Source organism: Corynebacterium haematomassiliense (assembly GCF_013978595.1).
Lineage (GTDB): Bacteria > Actinomycetota > Actinomycetes > Mycobacteriales > Mycobacteriaceae > Corynebacterium > Corynebacterium lehmanniae.
Genome location: NZ_JACDTZ010000001.1, coordinates 555,263 through 579,008, shown reverse-complemented (window position 1 = coordinate 579,008; position 23,746 = coordinate 555,263). Strand labels below are relative to the sequence as shown.

The window sequence follows — 23,746 nt, the reverse complement described above, 5'->3', positions numbered from 1 at the left end:
TGGGTTTACGATTAACCTACAAGCCGCCCCGACATAAACAGGATCTATGTCCACCATCGAACACATAAGGAGAAAAACTGTTACTAGGATCACATTTTTCAGAATGGCACAGCGCCAGCCCAGGGCTCATAGTCGGGATGAGAACCGACGGGCATCCGAGGCTGCGCCCAGGGGTCCACTAGCCGCCTAAATTCGGCCAACATCCGCTCAACGGCCTCATCGGTGAGGTCCACAATCATCAGCAACTCGCCGTCGGCCTTACTTAGCCGGAGCGACTCGTTGGGGACATCAACGGTGACCATCGGGCAGTCAACCTCGCGCGGTGGCGGTGTCGTAGTCGCGTACTCGTTTCCGATTTTCAGGCATTGAAACGGTTTCACCAAGTCGTTCAGCTCTCCGAAGTGCCAGAGGTCGGAGAAGAGTGAATCGACTGTCTGGCCCCAACGAACTCGGGGTAGGAACTTCTCTATGGCATCTTCACCGCCCACTGGGTAGAAGACGTCAATGCCGGAGGCGAGCTCTCCACTGCGTTCGCAAATGAGCCGCACCGCCGAGAGCTTCGGAAACTTCGGCGTCTCTCCGTATGGGTCTGGCTCATTTTTGGCCCAGACCAGCTCGAATAAGGGATACACGTCGTCTGGGGTTAGCGCGCTGCGCATCTTCGGCATCCCACTGACCTGCGGGGTCACCTCACCTCGAGCGTAATCCAACGTCAAATATTCTTCGCTGTGGACATCAAGAAGCTTGCCAATGACGTTCGCGCCGAATGGCGTTGAGTTCCAGTGGAACACCCAAGTAAGTGCCTGCTCCAGCCCCCGAAAAGGATCTGAGGTGTCGATTCTGAATAAATTAATTTATATATTCACAAAAGGTCTTGCGGGAAACGGAGAGCTAAACCATCATAATTAATGAGACAGGGTTTCCTTTTTGATTCATGTCTCACTTGACCCCAACATCAGCGCCAAAGGTTTATTCTCTCCCGTCGCATATCTTCCAGATATTTTTGAAGGGTGTTGCCCGTGAAAGTAAAGAAATTTTTATCCGCCACTTTGGTGGCATTTATCGGGTTACTTGTTTCCCCCACTGCAGTGGCCGCTCAGCCAATTGACTGGACTATTAGCCAAACAATCATTGGCCCGAAAGGCGAGGATCTTCCACTCCGCGTAGGGCAGGGAGATGAGCCCGGCAGTGTTGGTTTTGGGCTTTCTCAGATCAAGGACAGTCACGGCGGTTTCGTTCCAGCCACTACAGAGATTGACACAGTTTTACATAACGCCCCCGACTGCAAAGGCGGCTTAAATGCAGGAAATGGCAAGAAAGAATGCTCTTACCCAATCAATGGAAGAGTTATGACGGTTGTTGCCACAGAGCGAGTAGATCCCGTGAGCGGAGACGGCCGACCTGTCGGAATAATCACTGCTTTCTACCGCTAGGAGAATAGTCATCAATCAATTTATTTCTATCACGACTGATGAAATCAAGTTTTTGAAAAATATATCCACCCAAATGTTTCAAGACACCATACTTCCAGAGGAAACAATTTTAGCAGGAGTCGGCATCCAAGCGGGAAGAAACAGCGGCTCCCCCGAAAATCAGCTCTGGTACCACTTCGATCTCTTTAACCCTGGACTTCACGAAGGAAAAGTTGTTCGTCTTTGGGGAAGATTCCCTGATTTAAGTAAAAATGAAGAATCTATCGAGTGGGACGAAATGCTCCAGGGCTCTGGTTTTGTAGAGATGTTCCTTACCTCAACCCCTGAAAAAAATAGATTCAATTCTATGGAATATATCCAGAAAGGATGATGTCACCGAGAATCCACTCGAACTGCATAGTGTTTGAATCGACTGTGATCCCGCGGGGTTCGCAGTTAACGCGTTCGGTAATGATGTGCAGAATTTTACGACGTTGCATTTGCGGCCTCCTTCGGTTCGGAAGTTTCGTTTCCGCGAACGTATAAACCGAAACATAAACCGCACAAGAGTTTGTCCACTATAGTGAGCATCTTGCTTATCGACGGACGAAGCGTGGACCCCGAAAGCAGCCCGCTACACTCGCAATATGGCAAGAAACAACGACATCATCGACACCATCAAGGACGCCTGGAACGGCCTTTCTTCCGACCAGAAGACCATTGCCGGCGTGCTCGCCACCATCGACACCGCTGGTAAGGCTTTCGCGCTGCGCGACCTGGCGCGCACCAACTCAAAGCGAGTGCGCGGCCCGAAGTGGCTGTGGACCCCGGTGATCGGCGCAGTCAACACCCTGGGATGGGTCGCCTGGTTCGCGTTCGGAAAGAAGCGTTAGTTCCTGAACCCGTGCACCGGCGCGGGGATGAACCCGCCGCGGTGGATGAACTCGTCGTTCCCCACCGTGTTCACCGGAATGACCGGTGCGTAGCCGAGCAGGCCGCCGAAATTCACCTCGTCGCCGGGCTTGGTCCCGGGCACCGGGATCAGGCGCGAGGCGGTGGTCTTGTGGTTCATCACGCCGATCGCGGCTTCGTCGGCAATCATGCCTGCGATGAGCTCCGCTGAAGTGTCGCCGGGGATGGCGATCATGTCGAAGCCCACGGAGCAGATCGAGGTCATCGCCTCGAGCTTGTCCATGGAGATCGCGCCGCTATGAACCGCGTCGATCATGCCCTTGTCCTCGGAGACCGGGATGAACGAGCCGGACAGGCCGCCGACGCGGGAGCAGGCCATCATGCCGCCCTTCTTCACGGCGTCGTTGAGCAGTGCCAACGCAGCAGTAGTCCCGTGCGTGCCCACCTGGTCCAGGCCCATGCGCTCGAGTACGTGCGCCACAGAATCGCCCATCTCCGCCGTCGGCGCGAGCGAGAGGTCCACGATGCCAAACGGCACGCCGAGGCGCTCCGCAGCCATCGTCCCCACGAGCTGACCCGCGCGAGTGATCTTGAACGCGGCCTTCTTAATCTCCTCGGCGACCTCGTTCAGGCTCGCCCCCTTCAGCGGGGTGATCGCGTTGTCCACCACACCTGGACCAGACACACCGACCGAGATCACCGTGTCCGGCTCCTCAATGCCGTGGAACGCGCCGGCCATGAACGGGTTGTCGCCCACGGCGTTGGCGAAGACGACCAGCTTGGCGCAGGCGATGGAGGAGCGGTCCGCGGTCGCCTCCGCGGCCTCTTTGACAATCTCGCCCATCTTGGCCACGGCGTTCATGTTGATGCCGGCGCGTGACGACGCCACGTTGACCGAGCTACACACGTTGCCGGTTTCGCTTAGCGCCTCCGGAATGGAATTGATCAGGCGCTTATCAGCGGTCGTGCCGCCTTTTTCCACCAGCGCGGAGTAGCCGCCGACGAAGTTGACGCCGAGTTCGCCGGCCGCGCGGTCCAGCGCCCGGGCAATCTCGACCGGGTTGCCGTCCGCGCCCGCCGCAACCAGCGCGACGGGGGTGACGGAGATGCGCTTGTTCACGATCGGGATGCCCAGTTCGCGCTCGATGCCCTCGCACACCGGCACCAGGTCACGCGCGCGTTCCATCACGCGGTCGTACACCGCGTGCGCGGTGGCTTCCATCGTGGGGCGGGTGCAGCCGATGAGCGAAATGCCCATCGTCACGGTGCGGATGTCCAGGCGGTAGTCCTCGATCATGCGGATGACGTCGAGGAACCGCGCGTCTGAAAACTCGAAATTCATAGCCGCCCCTTAGATGTCGTTGATGGCGCTGAACAGGGCCTCGGACTGGATGCGCACGACCATGCCGAGCGGCTTACCGGCGGCGTCGAACGCCTCCTGCAGCGCGCCCATGTCCACCTCGCCATCGGGCAGCGCGACTCGCATGATCATGGTGAAGTAGTCGTCCATGATGGTCTGGGAGACATCGAGGATGTTCAGCCCCTCGTCCGCGGCGGTCTTAGCAACTGCGGCGATGACGCCGGGGCGGTCCTTACCAGTGGTCGTAATAATTGCGTGCATGCGCAAAGTATAGGCGCAGAAATAGCGTTACGGTGGGCGTTATGGAAACACCTAAGCAATCTCAACACGTTCTCGTTCTCGGTGCGGGCGGCAACGTCTCGCGCCATTCCGTCCCCAAGCTCGTCGCAGCTGGCCACAGCGTCAGCGCGCTCGTGCGCAACCCCGATCATGTGCAACAGCTTGTCGACGACGGCGCGACCGCCATCGTCCGCGACCTGACCACCCTCGACGAGGAAGATTGGGCCCGCCTGCTCACCCCGTTCGACGTGGTCGTGTGGTCCGCGGGCGCCGGCGGCGGCTCCGCCGAGCGCACCTTTGCCGTGGACCGCGACGCGGCGATGGCGATGATCGACGCGCTCGAGGAGCTCGGCGAGTTCGCACCGTTTACCGTCATGGTCTCCTACGCGGGCGCCGCCGAGGCCACCACGGAGGACGACGGCGGGGCGTGGTACGCCTACGTCGAGGCGAAGAAGGCCGTCGACAAGCGGCTGCTCGCCTCTGACTTGCCGTATCAGATCCTCGGCCCTACCCGCCTCACGGATGATCCGTCGGAGGGCATCGCGCTTCTCGACGACCAAAGGGACCCCTCGTCGGAAACCCCGCGCGAGCTCGTGGCGGATGTGATCGTGGAATCGGTCGGCCGCGGCGAGCCGTTCGACCGCAACCCGCTGGACTTCGAGGGCGGAGAGGCGAAGGTCTCCGAGATCTAGTCGAACTGGCCCTCGGTGCAGAGCCGGGCGAAGGTGCGCAGCAGCCCGTTCGCCCGGCTCACGTCGTGGTTGGGCAGGTCGGCGACGATGCGCGCGTACTCCTCGGCGGGGAAGTAGCCGTAGTCGTGGAAGAAGTCCATGCGGGTGCGCATGGCGTCGGCGTCCATCTCGGCGTGGAACTGGGTGGCCCACACCCGGTCGGTGTAGCGGACCATCTGCACCATCCCGTCGGGCGCGGTGGCCACCACGGTGACAGAATCTGGCACGCGCACCGGGTTCTCGGTGTGCCCCGTCAGCGCGGTGAACGTGCCGCTGGGGCCGGCGAGCGCATCCTCGGCCACCACGTTCACGGTGGTCGGGCCGGACGGCTCGGGGTGGGTGCGTCCGACCTCGCCGCCGAGGTGGTCCACCAGCCAAGAGATGCCGAAGCAGACGAAGAAGACGGGCTTGCCCGATTCGACGGTGGCGGACAGGATGTCGTCGATACGCTTGTGCCACGCGTCGCGCTCGGGGTTGGTCACGTTCAGCGAGCAGCCGCCGACGATGATGCCGCTGACGGGGTCGAGGGGGCCGAGCTCGGAGTCGGGGGAGTCGATGACGCGCAGTTCCATGTCCACTTCGCTCAAGCCCGTGGCGCGCAGGGCGTCGTGGTACTCGGCGTGGGCGACGTCCGGCCCAATTTCGCCGTTGCGAAGTGAGAGGAAAAGCAGCTTTGACATAGCGGCAATTCTATACCGCTTAGTCTATTTTTCGGAATTACCCGCGGACTGACTGCTCTACCACGTCGAGCATTTCCTCGAGCCGCTCCACTGGCTCGCCGGAGGCGAGCTTGGTGATGAAGCCCTCGAGCACTGTCTCCAGGTAGGTCTGGACCACGGCGACGGGGACGTCGTCACGCATCTGCTTGTTGGACTCCAAGCGCTCGCGGACCGCACGGTCAAGCACCTCCTGGTGCTCGCGCCAACGCGCCTCGAATTCGGGGTCGGTGCGCAGCTTGCGCAGGATCTCGGCGCGGGTGGTGAACCAGTCGTTGGAGCTGCGGTCCACGAGCATGCCGCGCATGACCTCCACCAAACCACGTTCGCTGACCACCTGGGCCTGCCTTTCTGCGTCCGCCTCGGCGATGGCGAGAAACAGTGTTTCCTTGTCGCCGAAGTGGTGGAAGATCGCGCCCCGGGTCTTGCCGGTGGCCTCTTCCAGGCGGGCCACGGTGGCCCCCTCGTAGCCGTAGTGTGCGAAGCAGGCGCGTGCGGCATCGATGATCTCGCCGCGGCGGCGCTGCAGCTCTTCGTCGCTGACAATCGGCATGAGGGGGCTCCTTCGGGCTCCAGATAGTGAAAGAAAAATGGGGAAGGGGCCCCGCGGCGTGCGGGGCCCCTGAAACGACGGCCGAAAGCCTGTTAGCTCTTGACCATCTGGCGCAGCACGTACTGCAGGATGCCGCCGTGGCGGAAGTACTCCGCCTCACCCGGTGTATCCACGCGGACCACTGCGTCGAACTCGACGGCGTCGGCGCCGTCCTTCTCAGCCTTGACGTGGACCGTCGCCGGGATCTCACCGTTGTTGAACTCGGTGATGCCGGTCAGGGTGAAGGTTTCGGTGCCGTCCAGGCCGAGGGACTCGTGGGACTGGCCCTCCGGGAACTGCAGCGGCAGCACGCCCATGCCGATGAGGTTCGAGCGGTGGATGCGCTCGAAGGACTCGGCGATGACGGCCTTCACGCCCAGCAGGTTGGTGCCCTTCGCAGCCCAGTCGCGGGAGGAACCGGTGCCGTACTCCTTGCCGGCGATGACCACCAGCGGGATGTTCTTCTCGGCGTAGTTCATCGCGGCGTCGTAGATGTAGGCCTGCGGTGCGCCCTCCTGGGTGAAGTCGCGCGTGTAGCCGCCCTGCTCGTCCACCAGCTGGTTGCGCAGGCGGATGTTGGCGAAGGTGCCGCGGACCATGACCTCGTGGTTGCCGCGGCGGGAGCCGAAGGAGTTGTAGTCCTTGCGCTCGACACCGTTGGCGTCCAGGTAGTTCGCGGCCGGGGTGCCCGGCTTGATGGAGGAAGCCGGCGAGATGTGGTCGGTGGTCACCGAGTCGCCCAGCTTGGCCAGCACGCGTGCGCCCTCGATGTCCTGGACTGCCTCCGGCTCCTCCGGCATGCCGTCGAAGTACGGCGCCTTGCGGATGTAGGTGGAGTCCTCGTTCCAGTCGAAGGTCTTGCCGGTCGGGATGTCCAGACCCTGCCACTGCTCGTCGCCCTTGAACACGTCGGCGTAGTCGGCCTCGTACATCTCGCGGGAGATGGTGCCTGCGATGGTCTCTTCGATCTCTTCGGTGGACGGCCAGACGTCCTTGAGGAAAACGTCGTTGCCGTCGGTGTCCTGGCCCAGCGGCTGGGTCTCGAAGTCGAAGTCCATGGTGCCGGCGATGGCGTATGCGATGACCAGCAGCGGGGACGCGAGGTAGTTCATCTTCACGTCCGGGGAGATGCGGCCCTCGAAGTTGCGGTTGCCGGACAGCACGGCGGTTGCGGTGAGGTCGAACTCGTTGACGGCGTCGGAAACCTCGGCCGGCAGCGGGCCGGAGTTGCCGATGCAGGATGCGCAGCCGAAGCCGGAGAGGTAGAAGCCGACGGCCTCCAGGTCCTTCCACAGGTCAGCGCGCTCGTAGTAGCCGTCCACGACCTGGGAGCCCGGAGCCATGATGGTCTTGACCCACGGCTTGGCCTTCAGGCCCTTCTCGGCGGCCTTGCGTGCCAGCAGGGCGGCGCCGACCATGACGGACGGGTTGGAGGTGTTGGTGCAGGAGGTCACGGCAGCGATGGCCACGAAGCCGTGGTCCAGGGTGTACTCGCCGCCCTTCGGGGACTCGACGATGACCGGCTTGGAAGCGCGGCCCTCTGCGCCCTCAGCGGCGGACTCGCCGTTGGCGGCCCAGGACTCGTTGTAGGAGACGGCGTCGACCTTCTCGGCGCGAACCGGCTCTTCAGTGCCCTCGCCTGCGGTGTTGTAGTCCGGCAGCTGCTTGCGGAAGGTGTTCTTGGACTCGGACAGCAGAATGCGGTCCTGCGGGCGCTTCGGGCCGGCGATGGACGGGACGACGGTGGACAGGTCCAGTTCGAGGTACTCGGAGTACTCGGCCTCCTCGGCGTCCTGCTCCAGCCACATGCCCTGCGCCTTGGCGTACGCCTCGACACGGTCGATGTCCTCCTGGGAGCGACCGGTCAGGTGCAGGTAGTTGATGGTCTCCTCGTCGATCGGGAAGATCGCGCAGGTGGAGCCGAACTCCGGGGACATGTTGCCGATGGTGGCGCGGTTCGCCAGCGGGATTTCCTTGACGCCGTTGCCGTAGAACTCGACGAACTTCTGCACAACGCCGTGCTCGCGCAGCATCTCGGTGATGGTGAGCACGACGTCGGTTGCGGTCACGCCGGTCGGGATCTCGCCGGTGAGCTTGAAGCCCACGACGCGCGGGATGAGCATGGAGACCGGCTGGCCCAGCATTGCGGCCTCAGCCTCGATGCCGCCGACGCCCCAGCCCAGGATGCCCAGGCCGTTTTCCATGGTGGTGTGGGAGTCGGTGCCAATGCAGGTGTCCGGGTAGGCCAGGCCCTCGTTGTCGAAGACGACGCGGGAGAGGTACTCGATGTTGACCTGGTGGACAATGCCGGTTCCCGGCGGGACGACGCGGAAGTTGGAGAAGTTCTCTGCACCCCAGCGCAGGAACTGGTAGCGCTCCTCGTTGCGCTGGTACTCGATCTCGACGTTCTTGTCGATGGCGTTCTCGGAGCCGAATGCCTCGATGATCACGGAGTGGTCGATGACCATCTCGGCCGGGTTCAGCGGGTTGACCTGGTCCGGGTTGCCGCCGAGGGTGCTCACGGCCTCACGCATGGTTGCAAGGTCGACCACGCACGGCACGCCGGTGAAGTCCTGCATGAGGACGCGGGCCGGGGTGAACTGAATTTCCACGCTCGGCTCTGCCGAGGGGTCCCAGTTCGCGATGGCCTTGATGTGGTCCTCGGTGACGTTCTTGCCGTCCTCGGTGCGCAGGAGGTTCTCCCCCAGCACCTTGAGGGAGTAGGGGAGTTTCTCCATGCCTTCGACGGCGTCGAGTGCGAAGTAGTCGTAGGACTTTCCGCCGACCTCGAGCGTCTTCTTGGCACCGAACGAGTTCTTGCTTTCTGCCACGGTGAGCTCCAATTCTCGTCGTATCAAATCAGGGGTTAGCGACCCTATGGTCAAGCCATCAGTTTAAGCGACCTTCCATAGTTCCGCGCCCATATTAACAGTACGCTCGTTATGTTTTCGCATTACGCCTATCGACGCACCTCCGGCCCCCACCGTTACACTGCAAAACCGACCGTATAGATCGCCCGGAAACCCGAGGAGCAAGGCCGATGCAGACCGAAGCCACGCTGGAAGAACTTGTCTCTCAGCTCGCCTCGTCCTCGGTGGCGTTCGGCACCGACAATCCGGTCAACGCGGAGCTGGGTCCGGCACTGCAAGCCGCTCTCGCCGACGCCAGCCTCGACCCCGCGGGGATGATCGTGCTCGAGCAGACCCCGCCGGTGATCGCGGACCTTCGCGACTTGGCGCAGGACGCCGCCGCCGAAACCGGTCTCGACACAGTGCTGGTGCGCACCCCGCAGGTCGCCGTCGGGGTGAGCGACTCCTTGACCCGCGCGCAGGTGGAGCGCGGTGAGCGGGCGATGGTCGCCGAACCGGATTACGTCGCCGGCGTCCACGCCTTCGCCGACGCTGCCAACGGGTTCTCGTTGAACTGGCCGCTGGTGGTCGCGGCCGTGCTCGTCGTCCTTGCCGCGGTAGCTGCGGCGGCTGCGTTCTCCGCCCGCCGCGGGTAGTCGTCGACAAGCTTGCTGCCTTGACGCGCTCGCTCGCAAAAGTTGACGCGCACCCCGGAAACCCGCAGGTCAGATTCCACGTTTTCATCAGTTTGGTCAACTTTTACGAGCGTGATCCAGGCAGTGTGACAAACGTCACGTAACGCTCTGCCGTTGCAGTTTGCGCTGGTGAGGCGTGTGTGAATCATGTGAATGGCCTTGACTCGCGAGATTGTTTGTAACGAAAGGGATACAAGTTTGTTGCCTTGACGTATGGTTCCCGTATCGGCTCGCGGGTCGATGGTTGTCACACGCAACGCAATGGCACCGTTAGGGCGCTCTAGTCAAGCGCCCGCGAAGGTTCGGGCATGTGGGGAAGCACGCCGAGTACCAGGTTCCAGGGCAGAGCTGTGCCAGCCGGGATTCGCGCTGCCGCGTCAGTAGTCAACATCTAGACCGCTCGTGGAACCGCTAGTCACGGTTTTCGCCTGCGCTTTGAAGCCTCGGGTTTTCTTGATCGCCCGAGTGCCGCTGAAGTGTGCGCGACGGGCGGTGTGAGGAGCACCTTCGTGGCAAATCCACAAAGGGGCACCCGGTTTGGTCGTGCGCGAAATGTGCTCGGTGCCGCCGCGTGTGCCGCAACTGTTTCTTTGGCGGCGGGCCTAGTCAGCCCGGCCGCCACCGGTCAGAGTTCCACCTCTGCAATGGGCGAACTCGTGACCGCTGTGTCCCGTGCGCAAGCTAACGTGGACTCGCTCAACCTCGACCTCGGCGGCCTGCAGGAGTCCGTCAACCAGTCCCTGGTGGACCTGCACGATGCGCAGGTCAAGGCCGAGCAGGCCCGCCGCGGCAAGGACGAGGCGAAGCGACGTCTCGACGAAGCCCAGGAGCGTGTCGACGTCCTACGCGCCGAGCTCGACGAGCTGAGCCGTTCGCAGTACCGCGGCGCGAGCCCGGGTGACGCGCTCGTCGCCGTCAGCGGCAAGGACACGCAGCGCGACGTGCTCGACCGCTCGTTCTTCCTGCGCCAGCGCTCGGAGGAGAAGCGCGCCAAGCTCGCCGAGGCGGAGCAGGCGCGTGCCGAGGCGGCGAATGAGGAGGCCACGCTGCGCGAGGCGAGCGAGCTCGCCGACGCTTCCGAGGCCGAGGCGAAGCAGGCCGAGGCAAACGCGCGCGAGCTTCTCGACGCAAACCGCGCCGCGCTCGAAGCCTCCGTCGCTGAGCGCGACGCCGCCCAGTCCCAGCTCGATAGCGCGCAGAAGGACCTGGAGCAGCAGCGCCCGGCGCAGGCTGAAACCGCAGAAACCCCGTCTGCAGATAATGCTGCGTCGGCCGAGGCTGCTGAAGCTGCCCCCGACAACGCCATCGCTGCCGACCCGTACGCGGCCACCTTGACCGTGTCCAAGGGCGACACCACCTACGAGGTGCCCGAAGAGGTCGTGGACCTGGTGCGCAAGCGCGTGTCCAACGACGCCCCGGAGGCCCCGGAGCCCAGCCGCGAGGTCGTGGTGGACGCGGTGCGCACTGTTGCGCAGACCTCCTCTGCAAGCGACATCGCCGCGCTGTCGTCCCAGGCCGGCCTGCCAGCGCTGGACAGCGACACGATCGCCAAGGTCGGCGCCGTCGCGGCCGGCATCGCGATGGTCGGCGGCGTGGCGGCCAACCACGGCTCCTTCGACAGCTCCAACACGGATGCCGTCGAGCTGGTCACCGCCTTCGCGGATGGGCTGAACGGTGCGCTGGGCACGGTCGAGCAGACTTCCGACACCACGGAAACTGCGGACTCTGCGGATTCCCTGTCCACTGTGCTGCCCGAGGTTGAGACGGCTGCTGATGTCTCCGCCAAGACACAGAAGTCTGTCGCCGCGGTGTCGAACTCCTCCCAGGTGGAGACCGTGATCGCGCGTGCACAGTCCGCTATCGGCACCCCGTACGTGTGGGGCGGCGGCGACGCCAACGGCCCGACCACCGGCGTCAACGGCGGTTCGGTGTCCGGCTTCGACTGCTCCGGCCTGGTGCTCTACGCGTTCGCGGCCGCCGGCGTGGCGCTGCCGCACTACACCGGCTACCAGTACCAGCGTGGCACGCAGATCCCGGCCAGCGAGGCCCAGCGTGGTGACCTGCTGTTCTGGGGCCCGGGCGGCAACCAGCACGTGGCCATCTACCTCGGCGACGGCACCATGATCGAGGCGCCGCAGTCCGGCCAGAACGTCACCATTGCTCCGGTGCGTTGGTCCGGCATGGCTCCGAACGCGGTGCGCCTGCTCTAGCGGGATAAGCTCGAGGGCATGGCTCTCAACGACTACGACGCACTCCTCGTTCTTTCCTTCGGCGGCCCCGAGGGAGAGGACGAGGTTATTCCTTTTCTCGAGAACGTCACGCGCGGCCGCGGCATCCCCCGCGAGCGTCTTGCGGCGGTCGGCGAGCACTACTTCCACTTCGGCGGTGTCAGCCCCCTCAACGCGCAGAACCGCGAGCTCATCGCCCACATCGAGGCCGAGCTTTCGGCGCGCGGCATCGGCCTGCCTGTCTACTTCGGCAACCGCAACTGGCACCCGTTCGCCGAGGAGGCAGCCAAGCAATTGCTTGACGACGGCCACAGGAACGTCCTCGTCTTCGCCACCAGCGCCTGGGGCGGTTACTCCGCCTGCCGCCAGTACGACGAGGACATCCAGCGCATCCGAGAGGTCACGCCGGAGATCACCTACACGAAGCTGTGGCAGTTCTACGGGCACCCGACGTTCGTCGAGCTTGTCGCCGCCGGACTACGCGCGGCCGTAGAGAAGGCGACCGGCGACACCCGCGTGCTGTTCACCGCGCATAGTGTGCCCACCGCAGCAGACGAGAACTCCGGCGGGCCGGCAGACCAGCACCTGTACTCGAGGCAGGTTGCGGAGGCGGCGGAGCTCGTCGCAAAGCACGCAGGCGTAGACAGCTTTGAAGTGGTGTGGCAGTCGCGCTCCGGAAACCCCGCGACGCCGTGGCTGGAACCGGACGTGGTGGACCGCGCCCAGGAGCTCAAGGCCGACGGCATGGAGCACCTCATCTGCGTGCCCATCGGGTTCATCACCGACCACATGGAGGTGGTCTGGGACCTCGACACCGAGCTGAAGCAGGCGTGCGAGGAGATGGGCGTGACCTTAGAGCGTACCCCGACCGTCGGGCTCGAGCCCGCGTTCGCAGGGATGGTGGTCGAAATCGCCGAGGCTGTTGGCGCGAATGTCAAGCCTAAAACCTTGTCTTCGGTCTCGGTGCAGGGCTGCACCGTCAACGGCGCGCCGTGCAAGGAAGGCTGCTGCGCTCCGGCGAAGCGCCCGCAGCGCTAACGCGACCACTCGCGCTGGTAGTCCACCACCGCATCGGCCACACCGGCCATGCGGGCGGAGCGGACGTGGCGCCACAGGGCGAAAAGCTGGGGGTCGAAGGAGTGGTCGCCCAGGCGGTCGGTCACCGTCTCAATCGTCGCGGCCACGCGGTCTGCCCGCGCGAACAGTTTCGCCGCGCGCGGCGTGACGCCGGCGGGCAGGCCCGGGGTGTCGTAGAAGTCCGCGAGCGTGCCCACTGCAAGCCGCGGGTTCGGCAGCTCCTTGCGGGTCCCGCCTGCGGCCTCGATCAGCACCGCCGCCTGCTCGGTCGCGCGCGACAGCAGCTGGTCGGCCTCGCCAGGCGAGAGCCACTCCGGCTCGGGCAGCGGCTCCGGGTCCTCGAACCAGCGCCAGTTCACGCCGCTGCCCGAATACTCCGGCACCAGGATGTGGTGCATGCCGGCACCGCGCACGACCAGCGCCCCGGCCTGCGTCAGCGCCTCCATCGCGGGCGAGCCTGCCCGAAGCCGCGGCGCCTGGCCCGGGCCCCAAAGGACGAGTCTGACTGCGGGGCCGGGGGTGGAAAGGTCGGCGGCGGAGCGGACGTCGTGAAGCAAATGCACCATAGGCAGGCTGCCGTACGAATGTGCGCCTCCGAGGTCCGTGAGCGCGTCGACGGTGTCGTCGGCGGATTCGACGTTGTAGAGCCAGGCCGCCAGCCAGACGGCGGTGTTTTGCAGGGGTGAATAGACTTCGGCGCGCGTGTGCATCCGGGCCAGTGTAACGGGGCCGATACAATGCGGACGCATTATGCGAGATAGCCGGTACAGCGGAGACATTTTCAGCGGACACGTGCGTAGTAAGCGCCCGAGCTACCCGGAGATGCCGGCGGAACCCGGCATTATCGTGGAGATCGTGGGCAACGATTTTGTCGGCGCCGTCGTCGGGTTCGAGCGCACCTACGACGGCGACTTCGTGCGCCTGGAGGACCGCTACGGCACGCAGCGCCTGTTCAAAATGCTCCCCGGCGCGTTCATGGTGGAAGGCCAGCGGGTGACGCTGACCCGCTACGTCGCGCCGCGCGACGAGGGGCCGAAGCGGTCCAACTCGGGCTCGCGCAAGGTGGAGAACGCGCAGGCGAAAGTGGCCATGCCGTCGCGTATCTGGGTCGAGGGTATCCATGACGCTGCGATTGTGGAGCAGGTGTGGGGCCACGACCTACGCGTCGAAGGCGTGGTGGTGGAGTACCTCGAGGGCCTGGACAACCTGCAGGAGCGACTGCATGAGTTCCAGCCCGGCCCCGGCCGGCGCATCGGGGTGCTGGCGGACCACCTGATTGAGGGCACGAAGGAATCCCGGCTGGTGGAACACGTCGGCCCGCACGTGCTGGTCACCGGCCACCCCTACATCGACATCTGGGCGGCGGTGAAGCCCGCGAGCGTGGGCATCCCCGCGTGGCCGGAGGTGCCCTACGGCGAGGACTGGAAGACGGGCGTGTGCCGCCGCCTCGGATGGTCGGACCCGAAGGAGGGGTGGCGCCACGTGTCGTCCTCGGTGAGCACCTTCCGCGACCTCGATTCCACGCTCATCGGGGCAGTTGAGCGGCTGGTGGACTTCGTCACCAACCCCGAATTGTCGAAACACGACCTCTAGACAGATGTAAGGTAAAACACGTGGGACCTTTGCTTTGGTTTTTGGCCGCGGCGCTGTTGGCGCTGCTGGAACTGACCGTGGGCGAGCTGACGCTGCTCATGCTCGGCGCGGGCGCCCTGACCACCGCGCTCGTGGCGCTCGCAGGCGTGCCCATGTGGGCGGAAGTCACTGTGTTCGCCGCCTCGTCCGCGCTGTTCTGGTTCTTCCTGCGCCCGCCGCTGCGCCGCCGGATGGAAAAGCCGCTGGTGTTGGACGACTCGCCGCGGGCGCTCGTGGGCAGCACGGCCGAGGTCGTCGAGGACATCGTGGGCGGTAACGGCCAGGTGCGTCTCGACGGCTCCCTGTGGTCCGCCCGCGGCCTCGACCCGGCGGAAACCATCCCGGCGGGATCCCGCGTGACCGTTTACGATATTGACGGCCCCGTCGCTGTCGTGTGGAAGGAGCCCTAAATGGGAGGGTTTATCACATTCTTCGTCATCATCGCGCTGGTGGTGGCAGTTCTCACCGCGTCTATCAAGCTGATCCCGCAGGGGGAAGCGGCGGTTATTGAGCGCCTCGGCCGCTACACCCGCACCGCGTCCGGCGGGCTGACGTTCCTCGTGCCCTACATTGACCGCGTGCGCGAGCGCGTGGACACCCGTGAGCGCGTGGTGTCCTTCCCGCCACAGGCCGTGATCACCCAGGACAACCTGACCGTGGCGATCGACACGGTGGTCACGTTCCAGATCAACGACCCGGCCAAGGCCATCTACGGCGTGGACAACTACCTCGTGGGCGTGGAGCAGATTTCCGTGGCAACGCTGCGCGACGTCGTCGGCGGCATGACGCTCGAGGAGACGCTGACCTCGCGCGAGACCATCAACCGCCGCCTGCGCGGCGAGCTGGACGCGGCCACCGCCAAGTGGGGCCTTCGCATCAGCCGAGTGGAGCTGAAGGCGATTGATCCGCCGCCGTCCATCCAGCAGTCCATGGAGATGCAGATGAAGGCGGACCGCGAAAAGCGCGCCATGATTCTCACTGCTGAAGGTAAGCGCGAGTCCGACATCAAGACCGCAGAGGGTGAGAAGCAGGCGCGCATCCTCTCCGCGGAGGGCGAGAAGCACGCGGCCATCCTCGCGGCTGAGGCGGAGCGTCAGGCGATGATGCTGCGCGCCGAGGGTGAGCGCGCCGCCAAGTACCTGGCCGCGCAGGGTGAGGCCCGCGCGATCCAGAAGGTCAACGCCGCCATCAAGTCTTCCGGCGTGACCCCGGAGTTGCTGGCGTACCAGTACCTGGAGCAGCTGCCGAAGATCGCGAACAACGACGCGGCGACGATGTGGATGATCCCGTCCCAGTTCGGCGACTCCCTGCAGCAGTTCGCCCGCGCCTTCGCCAACAAGGACGACGACGGCGTGTTCCGCTACGAGTCCGAGTCCCCGAACGACCGCGACCGGGAGATGGCCCAGGCGGACAACACCGACCGCTGGTTCGACACTTCCACCGACCCGGAGCTGGCAAAGGCTCTCGCCGAGGCGCGCGCGGTGGCCAACAAGCACGTCGACGACCCGGATCCGACCCAGGATGCGGCACAGGGGTCAGCGCAGGATTCGATCAAGCCGGAACCCAGCGGCGCCACCCGCCGCGAGATCACCGCGGGCGAGCCGGAGCGCACCGGCTTCGAGCAGGATTTCGGCCGCGACACTGACGTGTCCGAGCCGGTCTCGCGCCCCGTTACTCGCCCTGACCAGCAGCCCGAGTAATCAAATTCAGCGCTAGCTGCCACCCGGCCTGCTCCGCGGGCCACCCGGCCGCCTGCAACCGCTGGCTCATCGCCTGTTTGGAGATGCCCAGGGTTGCGGCGGCCTCATTTTGGTTCATGCCGCGCCGCACCAGCGATGTCGCCTCGCGCCCCTCGTAGGTGCGCTTGTGCAGCACGTGCGCCATCAGCGCGAAGGTCGCCGCGATGTCCGCGGCCTCAGTCGTCGCTTGTTGCCTATCGACGATCACCCGCACCTGGCCCGCCCTCGTTCCGACAGCTTTCGTCGCGGTGGCAGAAGCGTCGCGCGTGGAGCCCTCGCCGTCGCTGATGCCGAGCCCGATGGCCCAGTTGCCGTCCGAAAGCAGCGCCATGATCAGGTTCAGCGCAGCTTCGGCGTCCTCGACCTTCGAGCGGATGTCTTCCACCCCGAGCACCTCGAAGCCTGCAACACCGGGCAGGCCACTGAGCGCCTCAGCGGAGCGCTCAACCACGGCGGCGCGGGCCTTCTCGCGGCCCCGGTACCTCGCATGCACGGCAATCATAGGCCGTAGCGTACTCCGGTCTACCCTTGGGGCTTGACTCCGACACGTAGACGGTGGGGCCAGGCCCTACAGCCGGATCGTCTAGCGGTTTGCTTCAGTTTGCTAGACGATTCGTGTCATGTCTTGACACTTTTTGGACGCAGAGTCTGGTGAGTTTTTGGACGCGGAGTCTGGTGACTTATTGGACATCATGTCTGATGACTTGTTGGACACTGCGGTGGAATAGCCGGATGGCTATTTCATCGCATTTACGTAGGAAGATCGCGGATTTCGATCCTGTCCGCGACGACAAAACCATCACGCAGTTCTGCAAGGAAGAAGGGATCTCACGCCAGACGTTCCACAACCTGAAAGATCGTGTCGCCAAGCACGGCCGGGCGGGTATTTTGCCGGACAGCACCGCCCCGAAAAACCCAGCTCGGAAGTACACCGATGCCGACCGCCAGGCCGTCTTCGATGCCCGCGTTGCACTCAAGCAGCAGGGGTTGGACTACGGGCCGATCTCGATTCACTACCACTTGCTCGACACCGTCGGACCGGATCGCACGCCGTCACGACCAACGATTGCAGCGTGGCTGAATAAAGCCGGGCTGGTCGACGCCAATGCTCGCAAACGCCCCCGCAGCTCGTATAAGCGTTTTGCCCGTGATTATGTGTGCGAGTTGTGGCAGATCGACGCGGTGGTCTACCGCCTGTTCGACGTTGCTCACACCCAGGTCACCATCTACCAGGTCATCGACGACGCCAGCAGATTCGATGTCGGCACTAAAGCGTTTAAGCTGCCCGAAAACGGCTCCGACGCACGCACCACACTCAACGAGGCGTTTGCCCGCTACCGCAAACCCCAAGAGATCCTGTCGGACAACAGCGAAGCGTTTGCCACCTATCACCGCGGTCGTTTATCAGCCACAGAAGTGTGGCTGGCAGAACAAGGCGTAATGGCTATTGCAGGCTTTGCGCCAACGACCCAAGGCAAGGATGAACGCGCGCACCGCACCCTGGTGCAATTTCTTGATGCGCGCACACCCACAACGTTCGCCGAGCTTGAAGCCGCCATTGATATCTACCGCGAGGTCTACAACACCCAGCGGCATCACCAAAGCCTGCGCGTCGGCAAAATGCACATCACCCCGCAACAAGCCTGGGAGAGCTTCCCGCAGGCGGAATCCCCAACCGATCCGCTGGATCCTGATGTGATCTGGCAGCGCGTGGTCGACTACAACCTGGCACACAACCCGCTGGCGCAACCACCAGCGAAGAAAAACGACCCTGGGGAAGCTGCCACTTCGCCCAAGGTCGAAACCGTTCGTGCAATCACCACACCAGGTACATCACACACGGATGCCCCCACCATAGATCCCCGCGACGCCGCGGAAAACTACCGCTTCGACGTGCCAGTAGAACTCGAAGTCAACCGGCACGGGACAGTCCCGGTGTGCGGCTACAGCCTCTACATCGGCCTGCGGTTTAAAAGCCGCAAGCTGTTCAGCGTCGTCACCCCCGATAACGTCGCCGAATTCTATACCGCCCACGACGGTGAGTTCCTGTTCAGCGTGCCGCTACCGATCAGGCTGACGCACCGCCCGGCCGGCGGGCAGATCAACATCAACCTCGTTGAAGGCATGAAGCACAGGCAACCGCCGAAACTGCGCCCAGACCTATCCAAACCTCGGCCGAAAAAACACAAACCCGACCAATAAGACCACCACTAGGCGGAGTCCAAAAAGTCATTGGACTCCGTGTCCAATAAGTCACCAGACTCCACGTCCAATAAGTGACCAGACTCCGCGTCCAAAATGTCCATAGACATAACATTGCTAGACGATTCGGAGTTGAGCTCGACATTTTCCCAGGTGATATTGAATGCGAGTGTCGATAGCGGGCTGTTCGTCTAGCGGGGATCAGTGGTTGCTAGACGATCAGGTGAGCGGGTCGGCATGCGAGCGTCCAGCACCAGCCCAGCGACGCCAACGACGGCGAGCACCGCCATAATGGCCACGAACACCGGGTCCGCCTCGCCGGTGAGCGTGTCGCCGAACAGGGTGACCAGGATCGTGCCCGGGGCGGAACCCACCAACGTCGCCAACGCGAACGGCATCACCGGTACGCGGGTGAGCGCGGCGGCGTAGTTCATGATGGAAAACGGCACGGCCGCGATCATGCGCAAGCTCAAGATGGCCAACCACCCGCGTTCCTCGAGTCGCCGGTTGATGTTCTCCACGGCCGGGTGCGTCAGGCGCGGCTCCACCCAATCCCGCAGCAGCGTACGGACGATGAGTAGCGAGATGATTGCGCTGACCGTCGTCGCCGTCAGCGCGATGAGGATCCCACGGGCGGTGCCGAACAGGATGCCGGCGGAAACCGTCATCAGGGTCCGCGGGATGGGGAACTGGGTGATCAGCACGTACAGCAGCCAGAACAGGACGGGGAACCAGGCACCGGTCTGATCGGACCAGGTGCGCAAGGTCGAAAGCGGGGGAACGTCGAGAAGCATCCATGCTGCGACGAACAACGCGCCGGCCGCAACGATGAGTGCGATCCGGTTCCGGGGTGCCTTCCGCAAACGATTCACCACGCTATCTTCCATCGGGCTGTAGCCTGGAACCAACTTGAGGAGGATCGGGCTGTAGCCTGGAACCAACTTGAGGAGGGGGGCTCATGAGCTCAAATCAACGCTATGCATCGTCCGTCGGCCTGTTTCTACTTTCACTGATATTGACATTTCTTGGAATCGGGGTGACCTATGGGCCGATGGTGCTGTCACTGGTGTTTTATGGCACTGCGCTCGTCGTCGGGTGCATAGCGGCTGCGCGGGCATCGACGGGCGGCGCCGTACGCACAGCGGTGTCCTGCGGGTTCGTCGTTGTGGCAGTCGCGTCTCCGTGGATCCTCCCAATACTGAAAGGGGAGCCTGCCGGTTACGCTATCGTCATCGGGATTTACGGACCTGCCATCTCTTTCTTGGCCATGTCCTGGGCGTATCTCACTGCGCGTTCCAGCAAGCCCTGGCCGTACATAGCAGCGGTGGTGCTCGCCGCCGTGTTGGTCGCTGCTCCACACAAACTCATGGTTCATGTGGCCCACCTGCTTTGGGAAACCCCGCTGTTCGGGTACATCTGGGCCGCAGTGGTAATCGCCTTCGCCGTTGGGTTTTTCCTGCTCATTGTGGTGCTCAACCGCGGAACCGAGAACCGTCGCCCAGCTGCACAGACAAAGGTGATGATGCCGGATGAGCAAAACTGAGCACTGCAGTCGCGGTACCCGGGCTGGTCTCCGCACCCGAATCGGAGACGCCAGGGATGAGTGAGTTTGCCAATATGCTGCTGGGCATCTTCGGTGGGGGATCGATCGGCTCGATGAACGGGCCCGGCTGGACGTAGCTGTGGGCGGAAAAATTAAAATCACCCCGCCGCAAGATCTGCGTCGGGGTGTTCCGGTGGTGCCCGGAGGGGGACTTGAACCCCCACGTCCGTTAATAGGACACTAGCACCTCAAGCTAGCGCGTCTGCCATTCCGCCACCCGGGCTTAGGGTGATTTTCAGCCTCTCGGCTGGGCACTCGCATAACTATAGGGCGGGGCGAATGAACCGCCAAATCGCCAGTACAACCCTGAATATTTGCTAGATTTTCCAGAATGATCCCACCGCCGCGCAGAATGAAGACGTACAGCTGGTTCGTCCCGCCCGTCCCACCAGCGGACGATCCGGCGCGGCTCCACCCGGCGCGCTGGAGCAGCGGGAACCGCGTGGTCAGGGACATGGTTGGCGCCTACCCGGGCGTGCTGGTGCTGCACATTCTGAGCTACCTCATCGGCTCCGGCATCGCCGCGTTTGTGCCGGTGGTGGTGGGCATGATCGTGGACGGCCTGGTGGGGGAAGAAAAGTTCAACGCATGGTGGCTCTTCGCGGTGCTGGTCGGCATCTTCATCATCCAATTCATCGGCGAGGCCACCGGCGACGGCCTGGCCACAGCCTCGGTGCGCCGCGTGACCCACAACGCGCAGCAGCACCTGTCCTCGGGCGTGCTGCGCCGCGGGGCGGGAGCGATGAGCCCCGGCACCGTACTCAACACCATCGACGCGGACGCGAACACCGTCGGCCGCTACCGCGAGCTGCTGTCGTTTCCGCTCATGGCCATCGGCTACGCGGTCTGCGCGATGGTGGCGATGTGGTCGGTCTCCCCGTGGATCTCACTGGCCATCCCGGCCAGCGCGCTGATCATCGCTCTGTTCGCCGCGTGGACCGCGGGGCCGGTGACGCGGGTGTCGTTGAAGCGTCGCGCCGCGGAGGCGGATGTCGCTGGCTTGGCCACGGATGCGTCGCAAGGCATTCGCACCGTCAAAGGCCTAGGCGCGGGTGCAACCGTGGCAACACGTTTTCACGCCGAAACGGCGAAGGCGAAGCGCTTGATGCTCACGCACCTGCGTGTGGAGGTGTGGCTCGGTTTCGCCAGGTTTTGCGTGGCGTGGCTGTGCAACCTTGGCATCGTGGGCTTGAGCGCGTGGATGACGCTGCGCGGGGAGATCACCCCGGGGCAGCTGACATCCGTGGCACTGTTGGTGCAGCCTGCGTTGACCATGGCGGGCTTAGCGTTCGGCGACCTGGCCAGCGGGTGGGGCAGGGCCGTCGCGAGTGGCCAGCGCATCGAGCAGCTGCACCACGCGGGCGACGACACCGCGGGGCCCGAGCTAACAGACACACCGGTCCCAGGCGCGGGGCTGTGGATTCTCGAGCCGGCGGAGCGTTCCTACGCCACCGCCGCCGCGTGGGCGCAGCGCGCAGACGTGCTGTTCCCGCCGCACACCGTCAACGTGTTTGAGGGCACCATCGCAGACAACGTGAACCCGCGCGGGGATGTGCCGGAGGACGTCGTCAAGCAGGCGCTCGCCGCCGCCCACTGCCAAGACATCCTCCGCAGGCTCGGCGGTATCAACGAAGCAGGCGAGTTGCCGGACGCGCCGCTGGGGGAGGCCGGCCTGAACCTTTCCGGCGGGCAGCGCCAGCGCGTCGCGCTTGCCAGGGCGCTCGCCGCCGACCCGGAGGTGCTCATCCCGGACGACCCGACCACGGGGCTCGATTCCGTGACACAGGCGGACGTCGTGGCAGCCGTCGCCGCGCTCAGAGCAGACAAAACCACCGTGGTCATCACCGGAAACGCCGCGTGGCAGCACGCTGGAACCGAATTGGAGGTGGCGTAGATGGCGCCCGATTACGCACGCACAGACGCGGTCGCACCCGCAAGTGTGAAGGAGACCTTCGCGTACCTCTCGGCGCTGCCCAACGCGCTGGACAGACGCTGGTGGGCGGGTCTGCTGCTCATCCAGGCGCTCATCGTCGCCGTGTACACCACGCAGTCGAACCTGTTCGGGCGCAGCGTCGACCCGCTCACCGGAGGCGAGGTGCCGCTACTGGGCACCGGCACCCGCGCCTTTGTGTGGACTGTTGGACTGGCGTTGGCCTGCATGCTCGTCGAGATATTCCTGCGCGCCCTCGGTAACTACGTGGTGGGCCTCAAGGTCGCCCGCGCGTCCATCGACTTGCGCCGTCGCTGCCTCGACGCGATCCTGCGCGCACCTGTGCCGCGGGTGATGGAGCTCGGCACCGGCAACGTGATCACACGCATGACCAAGGACATCGACGACGTCGTCCAAACCATCACCGCCATCGGCTCGCGCGTGCTCACCACCGTGTTCGTCTTTCCGATCACGTTTATCGGGCTTTTGCTTATCGACGTCCGCTTCGCCTTGATCCTGCTTTTGATCTGCATCTGCACGTACCCGTTCGCCCGCGCGGTGGTCCGCGCCATCCCGGATGCCTCCAACGCGGTGAGCGTGGCGGAGGCGCGTCGCAACGCGGTGCTGCTGGATACCGTCCGGGGCCTGCCCACGCTGCGCGCCTTCGACTTGGAGCGCTGGGCGTTGGCACGGATGCGGCGGACCTCGTGGGGCGCGGTGGAGGCGGAGATGGACCGTGTGCCCTGGTTCATCCGGCTCACAGGCATCGGCCAGGTCGCTTTCGCCGCGTGGGTGCTGCTCACGCTTGGCGTCGGCGCGTGGCTCGCGACGGCCGGTGCCGTCAGCCCGGGCCAGGCGAGTGCCGCCGTGTTCATGGTCATCCGCGCCGAGGTCACGGTGTTCAACGCCCTGTTCTTCGTCGGCGAGCTGCAGAGCGCGGCCACCGCAGTGGGCCGCGCGGTGAGCCTGGCCAAGCTCGCGGACGGGCGTGAAGCTACGGCCGTTCCGGAGGATCTGGCGGAGCCGGTGGACGTGGAAGTCGACCACGTCTCGTTTGCCTACCCGGGCGGCGCCAACGTGCTGGAGGACCTCTCTGTCACGCTCGAGGCGGGAACAACTACCGCACTGGTGGGGACTTCGGGCGCCGGCAAGTCCACGCTCGCCGCGCTCATTGCGGGGCTGGTGGAGCCCACGTCTGGGTGCATCCGGGTAGGCGCAGTAGATACCTCGCAGGTCAGCGACACGTGGACCGCCAAGAACGTCACCCTGCTCACCCAGGACGTCCACCTGTTCGCCGGCACCCTGCGCGAGGACCTCTCGATGGCCGCACAGGATGCGACCGACGCGGACCTGCTGCGGGCGCTGGCAAGTGTCGGGCTCGACCCTGAAGGCACCCAGTTCGCGCGCCTGTTCCCGAAGGGGCTGGACACCGCCGTCGGCGCAGGCGCGGAGGAGCTGCCCCCGGAGGTGGAGCAGCAGCTCGCGCTCGCACGCGTGGCGCTCTCAGGCCCGAAGGTGCTCATCCTGGACGAGGCGACGGCAGAAGCTGGCAGCGACGCCACCAACGCGCTGGAGGACGCCGCCGCGCGGATCACCGCAGACACCACGGCACTGGTGGTGGCGCACCGCCTAGACCAGGCGGCGGCCGCGGACCGGATCCTGGTCATGGACGCCGGGCGCATCATCGAGGACGGCACCCACACCGAACTCGTCGCCGCCGACGGGAGATACGCGCAACTGTTCGCTGCGTGGAGTGGCGGCGGTCACTAACTCTCCGGTAGGAATGGGG

At 64.3% G+C, this 23,746-nt stretch carries 23 protein-coding genes and 1 tRNA gene; 14 read left to right on the top strand and 10 right to left on the bottom strand.

All coding sequences use genetic code 11. The features are described 5' to 3' along the window. Positions 1-98: 98 nt before the first annotated feature. Entirely contained in the window at positions 99-791 is a 693-nt protein-coding gene (locus H0193_RS02790) for a hypothetical protein (RefSeq protein WP_181888456.1), read from the bottom strand. Positions 792-1,019: 228 nt separating this feature from the next. Here H0193_RS02790 and H0193_RS02785 point away from each other — a divergent pair, with 228 nt between their 5' ends. The 3 genes from H0193_RS02785 (at position 1,020) to H0193_RS02775 (ending at position 2,305) form a co-directional block, all read left to right on the top strand. Further along, the gene (locus H0193_RS02785) at positions 1,020-1,433 is read left to right on the top strand and encodes a hypothetical protein (protein ID WP_181888455.1); all 414 of its coding nucleotides are present in this window, start codon (positions 1,020-1,022) and stop codon (positions 1,431-1,433) included. A gap of 73 nt (positions 1,434-1,506) precedes the next feature. Continuing rightward, the gene (locus H0193_RS02780) at positions 1,507-1,803 is read left to right on the top strand and encodes a hypothetical protein (RefSeq protein ID WP_148363845.1); all 297 of its coding nucleotides are present in this window, start codon (positions 1,507-1,509) and stop codon (positions 1,801-1,803) included. Between the two features lie 256 nt (positions 1,804-2,059). After that, positions 2,060-2,305 carry a PLDc N-terminal domain-containing protein gene (locus tag H0193_RS02775; protein WP_181888454.1) on the top strand — a complete coding sequence of 82 codons (246 nt, stop codon included), beginning with the start codon at positions 2,060-2,062 and terminating at the stop codon, positions 2,303-2,305. On the opposite strand, the gene H0193_RS02770 is transcribed toward H0193_RS02775, so the two are convergent. Beyond that, a complete protein-coding gene (locus H0193_RS02770) occupies positions 2,302-3,666 on the bottom strand; it encodes a PFL family protein (RefSeq protein WP_181888453.1) in 1,365 nt (454 codons plus the stop codon). The genes H0193_RS02775 and H0193_RS02770 overlap by 4 nt on opposite strands. Before the next feature lie 9 nt (positions 3,667-3,675). Further along, positions 3,676-3,945: an ACT domain-containing protein gene (locus H0193_RS02765; RefSeq protein WP_181888452.1), complete on the bottom strand. Its 270-nt coding sequence runs from the start codon at positions 3,943-3,945 to the stop codon at positions 3,676-3,678. Between the two features lie 41 nt (positions 3,946-3,986). Here H0193_RS02765 and H0193_RS02760 point away from each other — a divergent pair, with 41 nt between their 5' ends. Beyond that, on the top strand, positions 3,987-4,655 hold the full coding sequence (locus H0193_RS02760) for an NAD(P)H-binding protein (protein WP_181888451.1): 669 nt from the start codon (positions 3,987-3,989) through the stop codon (positions 4,653-4,655). On the opposite strand, the gene H0193_RS02755 is transcribed toward H0193_RS02760, so the two are convergent. From H0193_RS02755 to acnA, 3 genes are all read right to left on the bottom strand, one after another. Then, positions 4,652-5,374 carry a glutamine amidotransferase-related protein gene (locus H0193_RS02755; protein WP_181888450.1) on the bottom strand — a complete coding sequence of 241 codons (723 nt, stop codon included), beginning with the start codon at positions 5,372-5,374 and terminating at the stop codon, positions 4,652-4,654. The two genes, H0193_RS02760 and H0193_RS02755, sit on opposite strands and share 4 nt — an antisense overlap. A 37-nt stretch (positions 5,375-5,411) precedes the next feature. Further along, positions 5,412-5,963, bottom strand: a complete 552-nt coding sequence (locus tag H0193_RS02750) for a TetR/AcrR family transcriptional regulator (protein ID WP_181888449.1) — start codon at positions 5,961-5,963, stop codon at positions 5,412-5,414. 92 nt (positions 5,964-6,055) lie between these two features. After that, positions 6,056-8,833 (bottom strand): aconitate hydratase AcnA, encoded by a 2,778-nt coding sequence (gene acnA, locus H0193_RS02745; RefSeq protein WP_181888448.1) that lies wholly within the window; start codon positions 8,831-8,833, stop codon positions 6,056-6,058. A 209-nt stretch (positions 8,834-9,042) separates the two neighbouring features. Here acnA and H0193_RS02740 point away from each other — a divergent pair, with 209 nt between their 5' ends. The 3 genes from H0193_RS02740 to H0193_RS02730 all read left to right on the top strand — a co-directional run bounded on the left by H0193_RS02740 (position 9,043) and on the right by H0193_RS02730 (position 12,812). Further along, the gene (locus tag H0193_RS02740; RefSeq protein WP_181888447.1) at positions 9,043-9,507 is read left to right on the top strand and encodes an Rv1476 family membrane protein; all 465 of its coding nucleotides are present in this window, start codon (positions 9,043-9,045) and stop codon (positions 9,505-9,507) included. A 548-nt stretch (positions 9,508-10,055) separates the two neighbouring features. Next, the gene (locus H0193_RS02735) at positions 10,056-11,756 is read left to right on the top strand and encodes a DIP1281 family NlpC/P60 protein (RefSeq protein WP_392398982.1); all 1,701 of its coding nucleotides are present in this window, start codon (positions 10,056-10,058) and stop codon (positions 11,754-11,756) included. An 18-nt stretch (positions 11,757-11,774) separates the two neighbouring features. Next, complete coding sequence (locus tag H0193_RS02730) at positions 11,775-12,812, top strand: ferrochelatase (RefSeq protein ID WP_181888445.1); 1,038 nt, start codon at positions 11,775-11,777, stop codon at positions 12,810-12,812. Here H0193_RS02730 and H0193_RS02725 read toward each other — a convergent pair. Further along, complete coding sequence (locus H0193_RS02725) at positions 12,809-13,561, bottom strand: hypothetical protein (RefSeq protein WP_181888444.1); 753 nt, start codon at positions 13,559-13,561, stop codon at positions 12,809-12,811. The genes H0193_RS02730 and H0193_RS02725 overlap by 4 nt on opposite strands. Before the next feature lie 40 nt (positions 13,562-13,601). Between H0193_RS02725 and H0193_RS02720 the strand changes: the two genes are divergently transcribed. Genes H0193_RS02720 through H0193_RS02710 form a run of 3 tightly spaced genes read left to right on the top strand, consistent with a single transcriptional unit; the run spans position 13,602 to position 16,183 of the window. Then, positions 13,602-14,444: a DUF3097 domain-containing protein gene (locus H0193_RS02720; protein WP_181888443.1), complete on the top strand. Its 843-nt coding sequence runs from the start codon at positions 13,602-13,604 to the stop codon at positions 14,442-14,444. A gap of 20 nt (positions 14,445-14,464) precedes the next feature. After that, positions 14,465-14,893 carry an NfeD family protein gene (locus H0193_RS02715; protein WP_181888442.1) on the top strand — a complete coding sequence of 143 codons (429 nt, stop codon included), beginning with the start codon at positions 14,465-14,467 and terminating at the stop codon, positions 14,891-14,893. Next, positions 14,894-16,183: an SPFH domain-containing protein gene (locus H0193_RS02710; protein WP_181888441.1), complete on the top strand. Its 1,290-nt coding sequence runs from the start codon at positions 14,894-14,896 to the stop codon at positions 16,181-16,183. It begins immediately after the preceding gene. Here the strand turns inward: H0193_RS02710 and H0193_RS02705 are convergent. Continuing rightward, a complete protein-coding gene (locus H0193_RS02705; RefSeq protein WP_181888440.1) occupies positions 16,155-16,724 on the bottom strand; it encodes a MarR family transcriptional regulator in 570 nt (189 codons plus the stop codon). The genes H0193_RS02710 and H0193_RS02705 overlap by 29 nt on opposite strands. A gap of 230 nt (positions 16,725-16,954) precedes the next feature. On the opposite strand from H0193_RS02705, the gene H0193_RS02700 reads away from it, so the two are divergent. Then, positions 16,955-18,424, top strand: coding sequence for an integrase core domain-containing protein (locus H0193_RS02700; protein ID WP_181888439.1), 1,470 nt, complete (start codon positions 16,955-16,957; stop codon positions 18,422-18,424). A gap of 191 nt (positions 18,425-18,615) precedes the next feature. Here H0193_RS02700 and H0193_RS02695 read toward each other — a convergent pair whose 3' ends face one another. Further along, the gene (locus tag H0193_RS02695; RefSeq protein ID WP_181195005.1) at positions 18,616-19,311 is read right to left on the bottom strand and encodes a TVP38/TMEM64 family protein; all 696 of its coding nucleotides are present in this window, start codon (positions 19,309-19,311) and stop codon (positions 18,616-18,618) included. Positions 19,312-19,382: 71 nt separating this feature from the next. Here H0193_RS02695 and H0193_RS02690 point away from each other — a divergent pair, with 71 nt between their 5' ends. Then, positions 19,383-19,967: a hypothetical protein gene (locus tag H0193_RS02690; RefSeq protein WP_181888438.1), complete on the top strand. Its 585-nt coding sequence runs from the start codon at positions 19,383-19,385 to the stop codon at positions 19,965-19,967. A 194-nt stretch (positions 19,968-20,161) separates the two neighbouring features. On the opposite strand, the gene H0193_RS02685 is transcribed toward H0193_RS02690, so the two are convergent. Beyond that, a tRNA-Leu gene (locus H0193_RS02685) sits at positions 20,162-20,250 on the bottom strand. A 108-nt stretch (positions 20,251-20,358) separates the two neighbouring features. Here H0193_RS02685 and tetA point away from each other — a divergent pair. Then, on the top strand, positions 20,359-21,921 hold the full coding sequence (tetA, locus tag H0193_RS02680; RefSeq protein ID WP_420838841.1) for a tetracycline efflux ABC transporter TetAB subunit A: 1,563 nt from the start codon (positions 20,359-20,361) through the stop codon (positions 21,919-21,921). Next, positions 21,922-23,727 (top strand): ABC transporter ATP-binding protein, encoded by a 1,806-nt coding sequence (locus H0193_RS02675; protein ID WP_181888437.1) that lies wholly within the window; start codon positions 21,922-21,924, stop codon positions 23,725-23,727. Positions 23,728-23,746: the final 19 nt, after the last annotated feature.

Coding starts and splice junctions, on each gene's coding strand:
- H0193_RS02780 (WP_148363845.1), top strand. CDS start 1,507: ATGTTTCAAGACACCATACTTCCAGAGGAAACAATTTTAGCAGGAGTC.
- H0193_RS02775 (WP_181888454.1), top strand. CDS start 2,060: ATGGCAAGAAACAACGACATCATCGACACCATCAAGGACGCCTGGAAC.
- H0193_RS02770 (WP_181888453.1), bottom strand. CDS start 3,666: ATGAATTTCGAGTTTTCAGACGCGCGGTTCCTCGACGTCATCCGCATG.
- H0193_RS02765 (WP_181888452.1), bottom strand. CDS start 3,945: ATGCACGCAATTATTACGACCACTGGTAAGGACCGCCCCGGCGTCATC.
- H0193_RS02760 (WP_181888451.1), top strand. CDS start 3,987: ATGGAAACACCTAAGCAATCTCAACACGTTCTCGTTCTCGGTGCGGGC.
- H0193_RS02755 (WP_181888450.1), bottom strand. CDS start 5,374: ATGTCAAAGCTGCTTTTCCTCTCACTTCGCAACGGCGAAATTGGGCCG.
- H0193_RS02750 (WP_181888449.1), bottom strand. CDS start 5,963: ATGCCGATTGTCAGCGACGAAGAGCTGCAGCGCCGCCGCGGCGAGATC.
- H0193_RS02740 (WP_181888447.1), top strand. CDS start 9,043: ATGCAGACCGAAGCCACGCTGGAAGAACTTGTCTCTCAGCTCGCCTCG.
- H0193_RS02730 (WP_181888445.1), top strand. CDS start 11,775: ATGGCTCTCAACGACTACGACGCACTCCTCGTTCTTTCCTTCGGCGGC.
- H0193_RS02725 (WP_181888444.1), bottom strand. CDS start 13,561: ATGCACACGCGCGCCGAAGTCTATTCACCCCTGCAAAACACCGCCGTC.
- H0193_RS02720 (WP_181888443.1), top strand. CDS start 13,602: ATGCGAGATAGCCGGTACAGCGGAGACATTTTCAGCGGACACGTGCGT.
- H0193_RS02710 (WP_181888441.1), top strand. CDS start 14,894: ATGGGAGGGTTTATCACATTCTTCGTCATCATCGCGCTGGTGGTGGCA.
- H0193_RS02705 (WP_181888440.1), bottom strand. CDS start 16,724: ATGATTGCCGTGCATGCGAGGTACCGGGGCCGCGAGAAGGCCCGCGCC.
- H0193_RS02700 (WP_181888439.1), top strand. CDS start 16,955: ATGGCTATTTCATCGCATTTACGTAGGAAGATCGCGGATTTCGATCCT.
- H0193_RS02695 (WP_181195005.1), bottom strand. CDS start 19,311: ATGGAAGATAGCGTGGTGAATCGTTTGCGGAAGGCACCCCGGAACCGG.
- H0193_RS02690 (WP_181888438.1), top strand. CDS start 19,383: ATGAGCTCAAATCAACGCTATGCATCGTCCGTCGGCCTGTTTCTACTT.
- tetA (WP_420838841.1), top strand. CDS start 20,359: ATGATCCCACCGCCGCGCAGAATGAAGACGTACAGCTGGTTCGTCCCG.
- H0193_RS02675 (WP_181888437.1), top strand. CDS start 21,922: ATGGCGCCCGATTACGCACGCACAGACGCGGTCGCACCCGCAAGTGTG.